At 67.2% G+C, this 15,181-nt stretch carries 15 protein-coding genes; 11 read left to right on the forward strand and 4 right to left on the reverse strand.

The annotated features are described in order from the left end of the window. Positions 1 to 37 precede the first annotated feature (37 nt). Together NY08_RS22630 and NY08_RS22635 are read left to right on the forward strand one after the other, a co-directional pair. On the forward strand, positions 38 to 1,216 hold the full coding sequence (locus NY08_RS22630) for a PQQ-dependent sugar dehydrogenase (RefSeq protein WP_045198926.1): 1,179 nt from the start codon (positions 38 to 40) through the stop codon (positions 1,214 to 1,216). After that, entirely contained in the window at positions 1,216 to 2,013 is a 798-nt protein-coding gene (locus tag NY08_RS22635; protein ID WP_045198928.1) for a cyclase family protein, read from the forward strand. The genes NY08_RS22630 and NY08_RS22635 overlap by 1 nt, the downstream gene beginning before the upstream one ends. 13 nt (positions 2,014 to 2,026) lie before the next feature. Here NY08_RS22635 and NY08_RS22640 read toward each other — a convergent pair whose 3' ends face one another. The 3 genes from NY08_RS22640 to NY08_RS25325 are packed head-to-tail and all read right to left on the reverse strand — an operon-like array spanning position 2,027 to position 5,634. Beyond that, positions 2,027 to 3,994, reverse strand: coding sequence for an acyl-CoA dehydrogenase family protein (locus NY08_RS22640; protein ID WP_045198929.1), 1,968 nt, complete (start codon positions 3,992 to 3,994; stop codon positions 2,027 to 2,029). Between the two features lie 43 nt (positions 3,995 to 4,037). Continuing rightward, on the reverse strand, positions 4,038 to 4,244 hold the full coding sequence (locus NY08_RS22645; RefSeq protein ID WP_045198931.1) for a hypothetical protein: 207 nt from the start codon (positions 4,242 to 4,244) through the stop codon (positions 4,038 to 4,040). A 46-nt stretch (positions 4,245 to 4,290) separates the two neighbouring features. Next, positions 4,291 to 5,634 carry a serine hydrolase gene (locus tag NY08_RS25325; RefSeq protein ID WP_052683917.1) on the reverse strand — a complete coding sequence of 448 codons (1,344 nt, stop codon included), beginning with the start codon at positions 5,632 to 5,634 and terminating at the stop codon, positions 4,291 to 4,293. 87 nt (positions 5,635 to 5,721) lie between these two features. On the opposite strand from NY08_RS25325, the gene NY08_RS22655 reads away from it, so the two are divergent. Genes NY08_RS22655 through NY08_RS22670 form a run of 4 tightly spaced genes read left to right on the forward strand, consistent with a single transcriptional unit; the run spans position 5,722 to position 9,473 of the window. After that, positions 5,722 to 6,993 (forward strand): adenosylmethionine--8-amino-7-oxononanoate transaminase, encoded by a 1,272-nt coding sequence (locus NY08_RS22655; RefSeq protein WP_442970853.1) that lies wholly within the window; start codon positions 5,722 to 5,724, stop codon positions 6,991 to 6,993. Between the two features lie 24 nt (positions 6,994 to 7,017). Then, positions 7,018 to 8,151, forward strand: a complete 1,134-nt coding sequence (locus NY08_RS22660) for an 8-amino-7-oxononanoate synthase (protein ID WP_045198932.1) — start codon at positions 7,018 to 7,020, stop codon at positions 8,149 to 8,151. Continuing rightward, positions 8,148 to 8,846, forward strand: a complete 699-nt coding sequence (gene bioD, locus NY08_RS22665; protein WP_045200999.1) for a dethiobiotin synthase — start codon at positions 8,148 to 8,150, stop codon at positions 8,844 to 8,846. Before NY08_RS22660 ends, bioD begins: the two co-directional genes overlap by 4 nt. Positions 8,847 to 8,888: 42 nt before the next feature. Next, the gene (locus tag NY08_RS22670; protein ID WP_045198934.1) at positions 8,889 to 9,473 is read left to right on the forward strand and encodes a hypothetical protein; all 585 of its coding nucleotides are present in this window, start codon (positions 8,889 to 8,891) and stop codon (positions 9,471 to 9,473) included. 46 nt (positions 9,474 to 9,519) lie between these two features. Here the strand turns inward: NY08_RS22670 and NY08_RS22675 are convergent, their stop codons facing one another. Next, a complete protein-coding gene (locus NY08_RS22675; protein ID WP_032394174.1) occupies positions 9,520 to 10,026 on the reverse strand; it encodes a pyridoxamine 5'-phosphate oxidase family protein in 507 nt (168 codons plus the stop codon). Between the two features lie 117 nt (positions 10,027 to 10,143). On the opposite strand from NY08_RS22675, the gene hemL reads away from it, so the two are divergent. From hemL to resB, 5 genes are read left to right on the forward strand one after another with little or no spacing between them, the layout of a single operon-like run. Further along, complete coding sequence (gene hemL / locus NY08_RS22680) at positions 10,144 to 11,463, forward strand: glutamate-1-semialdehyde 2,1-aminomutase (RefSeq protein WP_045198936.1); 1,320 nt, start codon at positions 10,144 to 10,146, stop codon at positions 11,461 to 11,463. Between the two features lie 35 nt (positions 11,464 to 11,498). Further along, complete coding sequence (locus NY08_RS22685) at positions 11,499 to 12,161, forward strand: histidine phosphatase family protein (protein ID WP_045198939.1); 663 nt, start codon at positions 11,499 to 11,501, stop codon at positions 12,159 to 12,161. Further along, a complete protein-coding gene (locus tag NY08_RS22690; RefSeq protein ID WP_045198940.1) occupies positions 12,154 to 12,750 on the forward strand; it encodes a TlpA disulfide reductase family protein in 597 nt (198 codons plus the stop codon). The genes NY08_RS22685 and NY08_RS22690 overlap by 8 nt, the downstream gene beginning before the upstream one ends. Next, positions 12,747 to 13,565: a cytochrome c biogenesis CcdA family protein gene (locus NY08_RS22695; protein ID WP_032393900.1), complete on the forward strand. Its 819-nt coding sequence runs from the start codon at positions 12,747 to 12,749 to the stop codon at positions 13,563 to 13,565. Before NY08_RS22690 ends, NY08_RS22695 begins: the two co-directional genes overlap by 4 nt. Further along, positions 13,562 to 15,181: a cytochrome c biogenesis protein ResB gene (gene resB / locus NY08_RS22700; protein ID WP_045198942.1), complete on the forward strand. Its 1,620-nt coding sequence runs from the start codon at positions 13,562 to 13,564 to the stop codon at positions 15,179 to 15,181. Before NY08_RS22695 ends, resB begins: the two co-directional genes overlap by 4 nt.

The raw sequence follows: 15,181 nt of genomic DNA on the forward strand, positions 1-15,181 counted from the left end.
ATATCGGGCCGGTCGCGGATCGTCGTCAGGAGTGTGGATGAACAAGCTGGTGTCCAGTTCCGGAGTGATCGCTGCCAGCGTCTTCCTGACGCTCGCCGGTACGACCACCGCGACGGCGCAGGCCGACCCGCTCCCCGATCTGACGGTCACCACCGTGCTCGACGGACTCGCCAAGCCGTGGGATGCGGTGGTCGCGCCGGACGGAACGGTGCTGACGGGTGAACGCTCGGGACGGTTCGTGATCCGCGACGTCGGCGGTGCCACCCGCGAACTCGCCGCGGACCTCGACGACCTGTACGCGTCCGGCGAGACGGGCCTGATGGGCATAGCTCTCGCGACGGATTTCGCCGCATCCAGAACCATCTACACGTGCCAGGGTGTGCAGGGCGGCAGTAGTGGCGGTACCGGTAGCGCCGGAACCGGAAGTGCGGGAGGCGCGAGCGAGAACCACATCGCCGTGCTCTCGTGGACCGTGGATCCGGAGTGGACCGCTCTGACCCGCACCGGCACCCTCGTCGACGACATTCCCGTTGCCGACGGCGGTCGTCACGGTGGCTGCCGCATCCTGGCCCACCCCGACGGCACCCTGTACGTCGGCACCGGAGACACGGCGACGCCGACGGTTCCGCAGGATCGGAACTCGTTGGGCGGCAAGGTGCTACATATCAATGCAGACGGCACCGCCGCACCCGACGCCCCGGATCGCATCTTCACTCTGGGACATCGGAACGTGCAGGGCCTGGCGATTCGACCCGGCACCGGTCAGATCTACGAGGTGGAGCAGGGCACGACCCGAGACGACGAGATGAACCTGCTGGTGCCCGGCGGCAACTACGGCTACCGCCCAGATCGACTCCCGTTCATCTACGACGAGTCGGTACCGATGACCGATCCGACCCGCGTGCCCGGTGCACTCGCCGCCGTGTGGAGCTCGGGTAGTCCCACCATCGCCACACCCGGTCTGACCTTCGCGAACGGCGCGGGATGGGGTTCCTGGAACGGGTCCGCGGTGATCTCGAGTCAGCAGGGCGAGAAGCTGACGTTTCTGAAGCTGTCCGAGGACGGCACGGAATACGTCGACGAGGCCGACGCCCTGGTGGGTACGTACGGTCGACTGCGCTCGCTCACCAGCTTCGGCGACGACGGCGCATTCCTCCTGACCACCGACAACGGAGCGGACGACAAGGTCCTGCTGGTCACCCCCGCTGCCGACTGATGTGCGGCCCCGAGGTCATCGAGACCGTTCACCGCAGAATCGGCCGTAGGGCGCTGTTCGGATCGTTGGGGGCCGCCGCGTTGACCGTTGCGACGGCCGGGGCGGTGCGCGCCGAACCCGTAGTCGGTTCGGCGGTTCCGGCGGGCCGCCTGGTCGATCTGACCCACACCCTGAGCCCGACGTTTCCGGTGTGGCCGGGCAGCGAACCGTTCACGATGCGGCCGGTCGCCGCCTACGAACTGGGCGGGTTCCTGGTGAACGAACTCTCGTACTGGGAGCACACGGGAACGCACATCGATGCCCCGGCGCACCGCATTCGGGGCGGCGCGACGGCCGACATCCTGCCCCTGGAGGATCTGATCGCACCGCTGGTGGTGGTGGACATCTCCGCCCGGGCCGCGTCCGACCCCGAGGCCGTGGTGACGAGCGGGGACATCGCGCAGTGGGAGCGCGAGCACGGCCGGATTCCGGACCGCGCGTTGGTGGTGATGCACAGTGGCTGGCAGAACAGGCTGGCCGAACGTGCGGCCCCCGGCTTCGGCGCGGACGCGGCGCAGCTGCTGGTACGCGAGCGGGGCATCGTCGGAATCGGAGTGGACACCCTGAGCCTCGACCGGACGAACGACCGCGAATACCCGGCTCACACAGCGGTTCTCGGGGCAGGCCGATACGGAGTCGAGGCACTGGCAAATCTGGACGCGGTGCCCCCGGCAGGGGCGACGGTCGTCGTCGGCGCTCCGAAGCACGCAGGCGCGACCGGCGGTCCCTGCCGGGTCTTCGCAGTGACTCCCGGCTGAACCCGGCTACGCGTCAGTGCGCGTGACTGGGGTTCGCGGCCGGCTCTTCCTCGGTTCCGGCCCCGGGCTCACCGAGCATCGCGGCACCGACCAACGCCTCGGGCACTCCGAAACCGTCGACGAGCAGTTCGGCGTGCGGACGCAGGGTGCGGCACCGCTCGTTGATGGCGCGGGTGACGGCCTTGGATCGCTCGGTGGACAGGTAGCGGTGTTCGATGAACCAGGCCTTGTCCGCCTCGATCACCGACAGCGCGTAGAGGTCGCAGACCTCGTCGAGCAGATCCTTGGTGGTGGGGTCCTCACACGATTCGATGCCGGCGATGAATGCCTCGAAGATGATCCGATCGATGTGCGCGCTCGCGGCATGCAGAACGTGATCCTGCACCGCGTTGAACGCCTCGAACGGGCTGGTCTCCTTGGACTTGGACTGCAGCCGGCGGGCGACGGTGGAGAGCAGGTACTCCTCGCGATCCTCGAACATCTTGACCTGGGTGCCGCGGTTGAACAGCGAGCCCTCTTCCTCGTTGTCCTGACGCCGATCGAGGATGGTCTGCATGATCGCTTGGGCCGCAGTGCGTTTGACGACGCGGTCGCCCACCATGTCGGCGGCGAACTTGACCCATTCGACCGGGCTCATGGACTTGACGTCGTCGGCGTACGCGGTGAGCAGCTCCTTCGCGACCAGCTGCGTCAACACATGATTGTCGCCCTCGAACGTGGTGAACACGTCCGTGTCGGCCTTGAGCGAGATCAGCCGGTTCTCGGCGAGATAGCCTGCGCCGCCGCACGCTTCGCGTGCCTCCTGAATCGCGGCGGTGGCGTGCCAGGTGTTCGCCGCCTTGAGGCCGGCAGCCCTCGATTCGAGCTCGCGCTGCTCCTCGGCGTCGGGATTGTCCGAGGTCTGCAGCTCGTGCATCTTCGACACGAGCTCGTTCTGCGCGAACTGCAGGGCGTAGGACTTGGCGATGAGTGGGAACAGTCGACGCTGATGCACCAGGTAGTCCATGATCAGGACCTCCTGATCGGAATCGGGCGCGGAGAACTGCCTGCGCTGCAACGCGTATCGCGTCGCGATGTCGAGGGCGACACGGGCAGCCGCCGCGGCACTGCCGCCGACCGTGACACGTCCGCGGATCAACGTGCCGAGCATCGTGAAGAACCGTCGAGACTTGTTCTCGATCGGGGAGGAGTACGTACCGTCGTCGGACACGTCGGCGTACTTGTTGAGCAGATTGTCTCGCGGGATGCGGACGTGATCGAACATCAGGCGGCCGTTGTCGACTCCGGGAAGACCGCCCTTGTACTGGCAGTCCGAGGTGGTGACACCGGGCAGGTCGTCGCCGTTCTCGTCGCGCAGTGGAACGAAGAAGCAGTGCACGCCGTGGCTCTCGGGCTCCTCGCCCGGGCCTGCGGTGATGAGTTGGGCGAACACCGCGGCGACCGTCGCCGTTTCGGCGGCACCACCGATGTAGTCCTTGCGCGAGGACGGCGTGGGGGAGTTGATGACGAACTCGTCGGTCTTCGGGTCGTACGTCGCCGTGGTCTCGAGCGACTGCACGTCACTGCCGTGTCCGGTCTCGGTCATGGCGAAACAGCCGAGCAGGTCGAGACTGATGATCTTGGGGACGTAGGCCTCGTGGTGGCGTTCGGTGCCGAGATTCTCGATGGCACCGCCGAACAGCCCCCACTGGACGCCGGCCTTGACCATCAGCGACAGATCGCTCATCGCGAGCATCTCGATCATCGTCACCGCTGCACCGACATCACCGGTGCCGCCGTGTTCCTTCTTGAAGCCGTTGTCGGCAGCGCCTGCAGCGGCGAGAACCTTGAGCTGTTCCATCGCCTTGGTGCGGGCGATGACGGTGTTCGGCGTGTAGTGCGGACGGAACTCGTCGCGGGCAAGCTGCCTGCGCGCCTCGTTCTTCACATCTCGCCAGCGGCCGTCCAGAGTGTTCCGAAGGTGATCCGTTGTGGTTGCCATACTCGACGGTAACCTTTTGCAGCCGCCTGTGAAGGCCGGAAACTCAGACCGGCCAGACGAATTCTTTCCACACCGCGCGGACGGTGCGCCAGAAGCCCGATTTCGCGTACGGACCGTCGTGGAACAGGGACGCGCAGTTGTCCTCCAGAGCCCTGTTCACCAGGGGGCTGAAGTCGGTGAACTCACCGACCAGGAACTCCTTGAAGCCCTCCGGCCACGCGTATTGGGCTGGTTCGTGTTGTGCCTCCACGACCGCGAGTGTAATGCAGCAGTAACACCGATGTTACAAATCCCACTCACTTCAGCAGTGCGAAAGCCTGCTGGGCGACGAGGAACGCGTAGCTGGACGGGATCGGATCGATCGCGTCGTCGGCCCGGAACTGCTCGGTGACGATCCAGTCCTGACCGGAGGAATCGGTGGCCAGGAACGCGCCCGCCAGATCGCCGGGAGCGCTGCCGCCCTTGAACCCCGAATACGGCCACAGCGCCGCATCGAGCTGCACCCCCGGAGTGATCGCCAGGATGCGACGGTTCTCCTCGGCCGACTCACTCGTCGCCAGGTAACCCATCGCGGCACAGACGTCCTGCGCGTTGGCGAACCATTCGACCCCGTCGGCCGACGCCGGGTTGTCCAGGAAGTTCTCGAAGTCGATCTCGAGCGGCCTCGCGTCCGCCTGCGCCAGCAGCTCAGCCCGGGTGTCGGGGTCGGCCGCGGACCACTCGGCCCGCATGTTCGGATCGCCGAACCCGATGACGAAGAACTGCCGAGTGTCCATCATCGGCGTCATCACCGACGGATCGTGATGACCCATGACCGAGAGCTGGCGCTCGACCCGGTCGCGGCCGAGGCGATCCATCAACAGATCCGTTGCGGTGTTGTCGGACAACGAGATCATCTTCTCGGCCGCGTCGCGGACCGACACCTTCGTGCCGTCGGGCAGATTCTGCAGTTCGCCGGACGGCGCGCTCTTGGTGGCGTCGCGAACGGTGAGCTGCTCGTCCCATCGGACCGTGCCTGCCTCGATCTCGTCGGTGAGAGCGCCGAGGACGTACAGCTTGAACACCGACCCGAGGGGCAGCACCGAGTCCGCATCGGTGGAGTAGATCGACTCGCAGTCGCCGCCGTTGAGCCGTGACGCGCTGTAGGAGTAGTTCGGAGCCACCTTCGACAGTGCCGCGTCGAGATCGTCGAACGACGAGATCGTCGGAAGGTCCGGCCGGGCCAGGAAGCCGTCGAGCTTGCCGTCCGCATCGATCGACGTCGTGATCGTGGCCGGGATGCCTGCGGTGGTGAAACGCAGAACGCCGGAATCGGGACCGGCCTCGAACCCCATGGCCACGTTCGGAGCGCCTGCGCGCAGCTGTTCGAGTGGCCCGGCGAGACCACCCAGCGGAGCGACAGCCTCGGCCAGCTCGGGTCCGGTGACGGCGTCGACCTCGGCGGGGTCGGGTGCCTCCTCGGCGTTGATCCATCGCAGGATGCGTTCGTTGAGGGCACCGACGGGGGTGGAGGTGTCGACGGCGAAGTCCGGAACGGTCGTGGTGGGCACGGGCGCTGCGGCCGTGCCCCCGCAGGCGGCAAGCGTCAGCGTTGCGGCCACGACCACCCCCACGAGTCTCGTCACGGTCCGCGTCGTCATGCTGCGATGCTAATGGATTCGGACATTTCGCCACCTCGCCAGTCTCGGGACGGCCGGTCGGGTGCTGTGGCAGTGTGCTCTGGCGTGCTGACTTCCGAAGACGTCCGTCGACTCGACTCCGACCATCTCTGGCACCCCTACAGCCGGTTTCCGGCGAGTGCGACCCCGCTGGTGGTCGACAGTGCGTCGGGCGTGCGGCTGACGTTGGCCGACGGTCGGCAGCTCATCGACGGCATGAGTTCGTGGTGGGCGGCAGTGCACGGCTACCGCCATCCTGTGCTCGACGCCGCCGCGCACGATCAGCTGGGCCGGATGAGCCACGTCATGTTCGGCGGACTGACACACGCTCCGGCGGCCAGGTTGGCCGAGTTGCTGGTCGACATCACCCCCGCCGGGCTCGACAAGGTGTTCCTCGCCGATTCCGGCTCGGTCTCGGTCGAGGTCGCGGTGAAGATGGCGCTGCAGTACTGGCGTGGGCGCGGCGAGAACGGCCGCACGCGGCTGTTGACCTGGCGCGGCGGGTACCACGGAGACACCTTCGCTCCGATGAGCGTGTGCGACCCGGACGGCGGGATGCACACGCTGTGGACCGATGTTTTGGCGAAGCAGGTGTTCGCTCCGGCCCCGCCCGTGGCGTTCGACGCCGACTACGTCGCCGAATTCGAGAAGATACTCGGTGAACACGCGAGCGAACTGGCAGCGATCATCGTCGAGCCGATAGTGCAGGGCGCCGGTGGAATGCGGTTCCACGACCCGCGCTACCTCGTGGAACTACGCCGCCTGGCCGACGAGTACGGCCTCCTGCTGATCTTCGACGAGATCGCCACCGGCTTCGGCCGAACCGGGGAGTTGTTCGCAGCCGACCACGCCGGTGTCGCGCCCGACATCATGTGCATCGGCAAGGCGTTGACCGGCGGATATCTGACCCTGGCGGCCACGCTGTGCACCACCGAGGTGGCCGAGACGGTCTCGGCCGGCGAGGCCGGCGGCCTGATGCACGGGCCGACGTTCATGGGCAATCCGCTCGCGTGCGCGATCGCGGTGGCCTCGGTGGATCTGTTGCTCTCGCGTGACTGGCGCGCCGAGGTCGCGGCTCTGGCATCGGGACTGGCCGCCGGCCTCGCGCCGGCCCGGTCGCTGTCGGGAGTCGCCGATGTTCGCGTTCTCGGCGGCATCGGCGTCGTCGAGATGCACAGTCCGGTGGACATGGCACGGGCCACGGCAGCGGCCGTCGACGCGGGAGTGTGGCTGCGGCCGTTCGGGCGTCTGGTGTACGCGATGCCGCCGTTCATCTGTACCGATGCGGAGGTGGCTACCATCGCCGAAGCCCTGGTGGCGGTGGCGCGGCACCATACTTGAACGGCGTTCAAGTATGGTGCTGCCATGACCGCTCTGGACTGGCTCGACGCCACCGCGCACGCCCGACGCGAGGACGGTCTCGAGCGCATCGTGATCGCCCGCACCGCCGAGGACGACATCCTCGATCTGGCGTCGAACGACTACCTCGGACTGTCCAGGCATCCGGCCGTCATCGACGGAGCCTGCGCCGCTGTGCGCCGATGGGGCGGCGGATCCACCGGATCGCGGCTGGTCACCGGGACGACGACCGCACACGAGCGCCTCGAGGAGGATCTCGCGGAGTTCGTCGGAGCCGAGGCCGGACTGGTGTTCTCCTCCGGTTACACCGCCAATCTCGGGATCGTGACGGCACTGGCGGGCCGAGACGCGCTGGTGATCTCCGATGCCGCGTCGCACGCCTCGCTCATCGACGCCTGCCGCCTGTCGCGGGCCCGGGTGGCCGTCGCTCGACATTGCGATACCGGCCACGTCGACCTGCTGTTGCGCGAGCGTCGCGAACAGCGGGCCCTCGTGGTGACCGATTCGGTGTTCAGCGCCGACGGCGATCTCGCGCCTCTGGCCGAGCTGTACGCGGTGTGCCGGAGACGGAACGCGGTGCTCGTCGTCGACGAGGCGCACGGATTGGGTGTACGCGGGGACGGTGGCAGGGGAGCCGTCCACGAAGCAGGCCTCGCCGGAGCGCCGGACCTGGTGATCACCGCAACGCTGTCCAAGGCCCTCGGATCGCAGGGTGGAGTGGTGCTGGGGCCTGCAGCGGTGCGCACGCAGGTGATGCACGGTGCACGCACGTTCGTGTTCGACACCGGACTCGCACCCGCCTCCGTCGGAGCGGCGTCGGCCGCGCTGACCGTCCTGCGGGGCGAACCCGACCGGGTGCACTCGATCGGTATACGTGCAACACAACTCGCCGCCGCAGCAGGCGTCGAACCGACGACATCGGCGGTCGTTCCGGTGATCCTGGGCGACGCACAGCGGGCAGTGCGCGCGGCGGCGGACTGCCTCGAGCTCGGCGTCCGCGTCGGATGCTTCCGGCCGCCGTCGGTTCCGGCCGGCGGTTCTCGACTGCGACTGACCGCGCGCGCCGATCTCACCGACACCGACATCGATCGTGCCGCGTCGGTCCTCGCGGCGGTGTCGAATGCGGCGGTTGTGTGGTGACGGTTCTGCTGGTGACCGGAACGTCGACCGGCGTCGGCAAGACCGTGATCACCGCGGCACTCGCGGCGGCAGCGCGGGCAGGCGGGCGGTCCGTCGCGGTGTGCAAGCCGGCGCAGACCGGCGTCGGAGACGGTTACCCTGACGAAGCCGATATCGATGTGGTGCAACGCCTTTCGGGCGTTCGGGGAGTGGAGCTGGCGCGGTATCCCGAGCCGCTGGCCCCGGACGTCGCGGCCCGCCGATCGGGTCGGCCGATGCTCGAACTCGACGCTGTGATCGGAGCCGTGCGCGAGCTCGACGCAGCCAACGACCTCGTGCTGGTCGAAGGCGCAGGGGGAGTGGCGGTGCGTTTGGGCGCAGGAGGGTTCACCGTGCTCGACGTCGCCAAGGCCATGTCTGCGCCGATCGTGATCGTGGCCGGTGCGGAGCTGGGAACGCTCAACCACAGTGCTCTGACCGTTGCGGCAGCGCGGGCGGCCGGCGTCGACTGCGCAGGTCTGGTGATCGGGTCGTGGCCCGCCGCACCGAGCCTGGCCGCGCGGGTCAACCTCGACGAGCTGCCGCTCGTGACGGGTGTCGGGCTCATCGCGTGTATCCCGGAGGAGGCGGGTCTGCTCCCGTTGCGCGCTTTCGAAGCCGTGGCGGTCGGTGCCTTCGGTGAGTTTGTCGAGTCTTTACTCGGGTACCCGGCATAGATCGACTGCCGGTCCGGCAGTCGAGAACATGGGAGTCCGCCAATGAGCACCACCGTATGGATCATCGTCGCAGTAGTAGTCGTACTCGTCGTCGTTGCCCTCGCCGTCGTCGTCGCACGCAAGGGCAAGGAACGTAAGAGGTTGGAAGCGAACGAGATTCGCGAAAAGGCAGCCAACGACGCAGCAATCGTCGAAGAGCGTGAACTGCTGGCGAGGGAAAGCGAGGCCAAGGCACGCCGGGCCCGGGCAGAAGCGGATGTCAAAGCAGCCGAGGCCGACAAGCTCGCGCAGCAGGCTCAGTCACATCAGGGTGTTGCGGCGAAGTCGCGCGATGAGCTGGACGCCGAATTCGCTCGCGCGAACGAACTCGATCCGGACGTCGATCACCGATCGGGTGCCGAGGCCGCACACACGGACAACGACGGCCGGTCGGATGATCACGATCGAGCGCATCACCGCGGGGCAGACATCGGCGAGACCTTCCCCGGCCGGCACGACTCCGGGACACGAAACGCCGCTGATCATGATGCCGCCACGCACACCAGCGCCGACCCGCGTAGCACCGGGGAGAAGGTTCGCGACACCGTCGACCCACGCACGGACAACGGACACCACCGCACGAACTGACCGGTAGAAGCTGCTGCCGTCCGGGGCGAGCCCGGCACGATCGGTACTAGCCGGTCGAATTGTGCGGTAATTCGAGTTCGACGACGTCGTGCTCGCCGAGGTCCGGTCGCTCGTTGGTGATCTTGGCCTTGGCGTAGGCCAACAGGTTCGAGACCTTCGACCCAGGGGTGGACCAGTACTCGGCTCCCTCAGCGGCCACGTGGATCAGGTCGACCTCGCGCGAATCGGGGTTCTTCTCGAACCACGCGGCCGCTCGGGTGTTCCACAGTTCCTCGGCCTTGGTGGTGTTGTCGACCACCGCGGCCGTACCGGACAACGACACCCAGCCCTCGCCGGACTGGAACGAGACGTTGACGGTCGGGTTCGCCGCGATGTCGCTCACCTTCCGCGAATCGTGAGCGGCGAAGAACCACAGGTCGCCGTCGAACTCGGCTTCCTGCAGCGCCATCGGGCGCGAGATGAGGTGACCGTCTCGGCCGACGGTGGTGAACATGCAGAGCCCGGCTTCGGACATCAATTCGGCGACTTTGCTGACGCCATCGGTGTTGGTCATCGGCATCGATTACCCGGCGCACTCGCCGTTCAATCACCGAAACAGGCCGATCGCCCGCTTTCCGGATTATTACGCCCTGTAGTTGGTGATTTCGCCGAACCTGGGACACTGGAAGTCGTGACTGTTTCCCCCGGCAACGACGCCCCCGTATCGGCCCAACTCTTCGCCCGCGCGAGCGCGGTCATTCCCGGCGGCGTCAACTCGCCGGTACGTGCCTTCGCGTCGGTCGGCGGAACGCCCCGCTTCATCACGCAGGCCAGCGGATACACCATGACCGACGCCGACGGAAACTCCTACGTCGACCTCATCTCGTCCTGGGGTCCGATGATCCACGGACACGCCCACCCGGCCATCGTCGAAGCCGTCCAGAAGGCAGCCGCGACCGGCCTGTCGTTCGGTGCACCCACGCTCCGCGAAATCGAACTCGCCGAGGAAATCGTGCGTCGCGTCGGCCCCGTCGACCAGGTTCGTCTTGTGAATTCGGGCACAGAGGCCACCATGAGCGCGGTGCGTCTGGCTCGCGGCTTCACCGGCCGCACCAAGATCGTCAAGTTCTCGGGCTGCTACCACGGCCACGTCGATGCCCTCCTGGCCGACGCAGGCTCGGCGCTCGCCACGCTCGGACTGCCGACCTCGCCCGGCGTCACCGGCGCACAGGCGTCGGACACCATCGTCGTTCCCTACAACGACCTCGCCGCCGTCACCGCGGCCTTCGAGGCCAACCCGGGCCAGATCGCGTGCATCATCACCGAGGCAGCCGCAGGAAACATGGGTGCCATCCCTCCGGTCACCGGCTTCAACGAGGGACTGCGCCGCCTCGCGACCGAGCACGGCGCACTGCTGATCATGGACGAAGTGATGACCGGCTTCCGCGTCAGCGCATCCGGCTGGTACGGCATCGACGGAATCGCAGGCGACCTCTACACCTTCGGCAAGGTCATGTCCGGCGGATTGCCGGCCGCGGCATTCGGCGGTCGAGCGGACGTGATGGCCTATCTCGCGCCCGCCGGACCGGTGTACCAGGCAGGCACGCTGAGCGGTAACCCCGTCGCCGTCGCGGCCGGACTGACCAGTCTGCAACTGGCCGACGCAGCCGTCTACGAGAAGCTGCAGACCAACTCGCAGCGACTCGGAACACTGCTCGGCGACGCCCTCACCGCCGAAGGCGTCACCCATCACGTGCAGTTCGCGGGCACTATGGTGAGTGTGTTCTTCGCCGATGGACCGGTCACCGACTACGCGCAGGCCAAGGCCGCGCAGACGTGGCGATATCCGGCGTTCTTCCACGCCTTCCTCTCCCGCGGGGTGTACCCGCCGCCGAGTGCATTCGAGGCCTGGTTCGTCTCCGCTGCCCTCGACGACCGAGCCTTCGAGATCATCGCCGACGCGGCCCCGGCCGCCGCGAAAGCCGCAGCTGCCGCCACCGCAACGAACTGATTCACCACCCGACTAGCGAGAAACAGGACCCCGACGTGACCGAGGCCCCCGCAACACATCCGCACTCGACGACGCGCACCATCGTGCACGTCCTCCGGCACGGCGAGGTGCACAACCCCAAGGGCATCCTGTACGGGCGGTTGCCGGGCTTCAAGCTGTCGGTGACCGGCCAGTCGCAGGCCAAGGCAGTGGCCGATGCGCTCTCCGGCCACGACATCACTCACGTCGTGGCATCACCTCTGCTGCGCGCGCAGCAGACCGCCGCGCCGATCGCAGCGGCCCACGGTCTGTCGATCGCCGAGGACGAGAACCTCATCGAAGCAGGCAACGAATTCGAGGGCCTGCGCGTGGCCGTCGGTGACGGTGCCCTGCGCCGACCACGGCACTGGTGGAAGCTGCGCGACCCGTTCACCCCCTCCTGGGGCGAGCCGTACCTGCAGATCGCGCACCGCATGCTCGCCGCCGTCAACGCGGCCCGCGTCGAAGCCGTCGGGCACGAGGCCGTGTGCGTGAGCCACCAGCTCCCGGTGTGGACGCTGCGCCGGTTCCTGCAGGGCGACCGGCTCTGGCACGACCCGCGCAATCGTCAGTGCGGGCTCGCGTCGCTGACCTCGCTCGTCTACGAGGGCGATCAGCTCGTGGACCTCGTCTACTCCGAGCCCGCGGGAGCATCCGATCCGAGGATCACCGGTGCGTAGATTTTTCCTCGCCGTCTGTGCAGCGTCTGCCATCGCTCTTGTCGCAGGATGCTCGACCGGCACCGACGCGGTGGCGCAGGGCGGCACTTTCCAGTTCGTCTCACCCGGCGGGCAGACCGACATCTTCTACGAGCCCGACGAACGCGGCACCATCGGCGAACTGTCCGGGCCGGATCTGATGACCGAGGGCAAGACGACCTCGTTGTCGGACTACGACGGTGACGTCGTGGTTCTCAACGTCTGGGGCCAATGGTGCGGTCCGTGCCGCGGTGAGGCCGACGACCTCGAGGACGTCTACGAGGCCACCAAGTCCCTCGGCGTCGAGTTCCTCGGCATCAACGTGCGCGACGAGTCGCAGACCGCCGCACAGGACTTCGTGGTCAGCAACAACGTGAGCTACGCCTCGATCTACGACCCGCCCATGCGCACCCTGACCGCGCTCGGCGGCGTCCCCACCTCCGTCATTCCGACGACCGTCGTGCTCGACCGACAGCACCGAGTCGCAGCAGTGTTCCTGCGTGAGCTGCTCGCCGAGGACCTGCAACCCGTCGTCGAACGCGTGGCAGCCGAGGAGCCAGTGCAGCAGTGAACGTGACTCACCTGGCCGGGATCGGCGCGAGTTTCCAGGAAGCTGCGGCCTCCGGGCCACTGATCCTGGCCCTCGGAGCCTGCGTGCTGGCCGGGCTCGTCTCCTTCGCGTCGCCGTGCGTGGTGCCCCTGGTGCCCGGCTACCTCTCGTACCTCGCCGGAGTCGTCGGAGCCGACGCTCCGGCCGTCAGCGCCGACGAGGCAGCTGTGCAGACGAAGGTGCGCAGCGGTCGATTGCGCGTCGCCGGGGCGGCGGGACTGTTCGTTCTCGGATTCACCGTCGTCTTCGTTCTCGCCACCGCGTCGGTGTTCGGAGCGATCTCCGTCCTGGCGATCAACCGCGAACTGCTCATGCGGATCGGCGGCGTCGTCACCATCGCCATGGGCCTGGTATTCGTCGGACTGATCCCGGCCCTGCAGCGCGATGTGCGCTTCGAGCCGAAACAGATCGGCTCACTGGCCGGAGCACCGCTGCTCGGCGGCGTCTTCGCACTCGGATGGACCCCGTGCCTCGGGCCGACGCTCGCGGGCGTCATCTCGTTGGCCGCAGGTACCGACGGTACGACGGCAGCGCGCGGCGTCGTCCTGATCGTGGCGTACTGCCTCGGTCTCGGCTTACCGTTCGTGATCCTCGCGTTCGGTTCGGTCAGCGCGCTGCGAGGCGTCGGCTGGCTACGTACACATGCACGACAGATACAGGTGTTCGGCGGAATCATGTTGATAGCAGTAGGAATTGCACTGGTCACCGGTGCCTGGGATCAGTTCGTCGGCTGGGTGCGCGACGCCTTCGTCTCCGATGTGGTGTTGCCGATATGACCGCCGACACCGAAGAGCGCACCGAAGCGTCGCCGCCGCACAAGCAATCGGTGCTGGGCAGGGGAGTGGCCCTGGTTCGCAACACCTGGCGCGGCCTGACCAGCATGCGCACCGCGCTGGTTCTGCTGTTCCTACTTGCCTTCGCCGCTGTGCCCGGTGCCCTGGTGCCGCAGCGCAGCCTCAACGCGGGCAAGGTCGACGAGTACATCGCCAACCGCCCGACCCTCGGCCCGATCATGGACAAGCTGGAACTGTTCGACGTCTTCGGCAGCTTCTGGTTCACCGCGATCTACGCACTGTTGTTCATCTCGCTGATCGGCTGCATCCTGCCGCGCTGCATCGAGCACGCGAAGCAACTGCGCACCAAGCCGGTTCGCGCGCCCCGTAACCTCTCCCGCCTGCCGCACCACACCCGCTACGACGTCGACGGAACGCCGGAGGAGATCGCCGCACAGGTGCGCACTCAGTTGCGCGGTTGGCGCGTCGCCCAGAGAACCGAGGACAGCGGAGCAGTGACGCTGTCGGCGGAGAAGGGCTACGTCCGCGAACTCGGCAACCTCGTCTTCCACCTCTCCCTCGTCGGACTGCTCGCCGCCATCGCCATGGGCAAGCTGCTCGGCTACGAGGGCAACCGCATCGTCATCGCCGACGACGGCCCGGGCTTCTGCACCTCGACCCCGGCGAACTACGACTCGTTCCGCGCAGGCAACCTCGTCGACGGCACCGACCTCGAGCCACTGTGCGTGCGCGTCAAGGACTTCACTGCCGACTACCTCGACACCGGCCAGGCCGAGATGTTCACCTCCAACATCGAGTACCAGGCGGGCCAGGACCTCACGAACAACGTCTGGCGCGACGACCAACTTCAGGTCAACCACCCGCTGCGCGTCGCTGGAGACCGCGTCTACCTGCAAGGGCACGGCTACGCACCCACCTTCACCGTGACGTTCCCCAACGGCGAAACCCGCACCGACACCATCCAATGGCAGCCGACGGACGCCACGACCTTCCTCTCCAGCGGAGTGCTGCGCGTCGACCCGCCCGGCGGCCTGTATCCCGACCCTCTGGACCGGCGCAAGAATCAGATCGCCATCGAGGGTCTGTTCGCGCCGACGGCGTCGTTCCACGGCAGCCTGCTGTCGTCGAGCTTCCCCGCCATGAACGACCCCGCCGTCGCCATCGACATCTACAAGGGCGACACCGGACTCGACACCGGACTGCCGCAGTCCATCTTCTCGCTCGATCAGGAAATGATCGCCCAGGGCAGACTCGTGAAGCAGGACCGCGTCAACCTGATGCCGGGAGAATCCGCGACCCTGAGCGACGGAACGATCGTCACGTTCGACGGAGCGGAGGAATTCGTCAACCTTCAGGTCTCGCACGACCCGGCTCAGACCTGGGTACTCGTCTTCGCGCTCACGATGATGGGCGGACTGCTCGTCTCACTGGTGATCAAACGTCGCAGAATCTGGGTCCGACTCACCGCCGACGCCCAGGCACGACGTACTGTAGTAGACCTCGGCGGACTTGCACGCACCGATCAGGCGGGGTGGGGCGAAGAGTTCGACCGCCTGTGCACCCGCCTGCTCGGCGATACCTCGAAACAGGAGAACTGA

The sequence above is a fragment of the Rhodococcus sp. B7740 genome (assembly GCF_000954115.1).
Classification (GTDB): domain Bacteria; phylum Actinomycetota; class Actinomycetes; order Mycobacteriales; family Mycobacteriaceae; genus Rhodococcoides.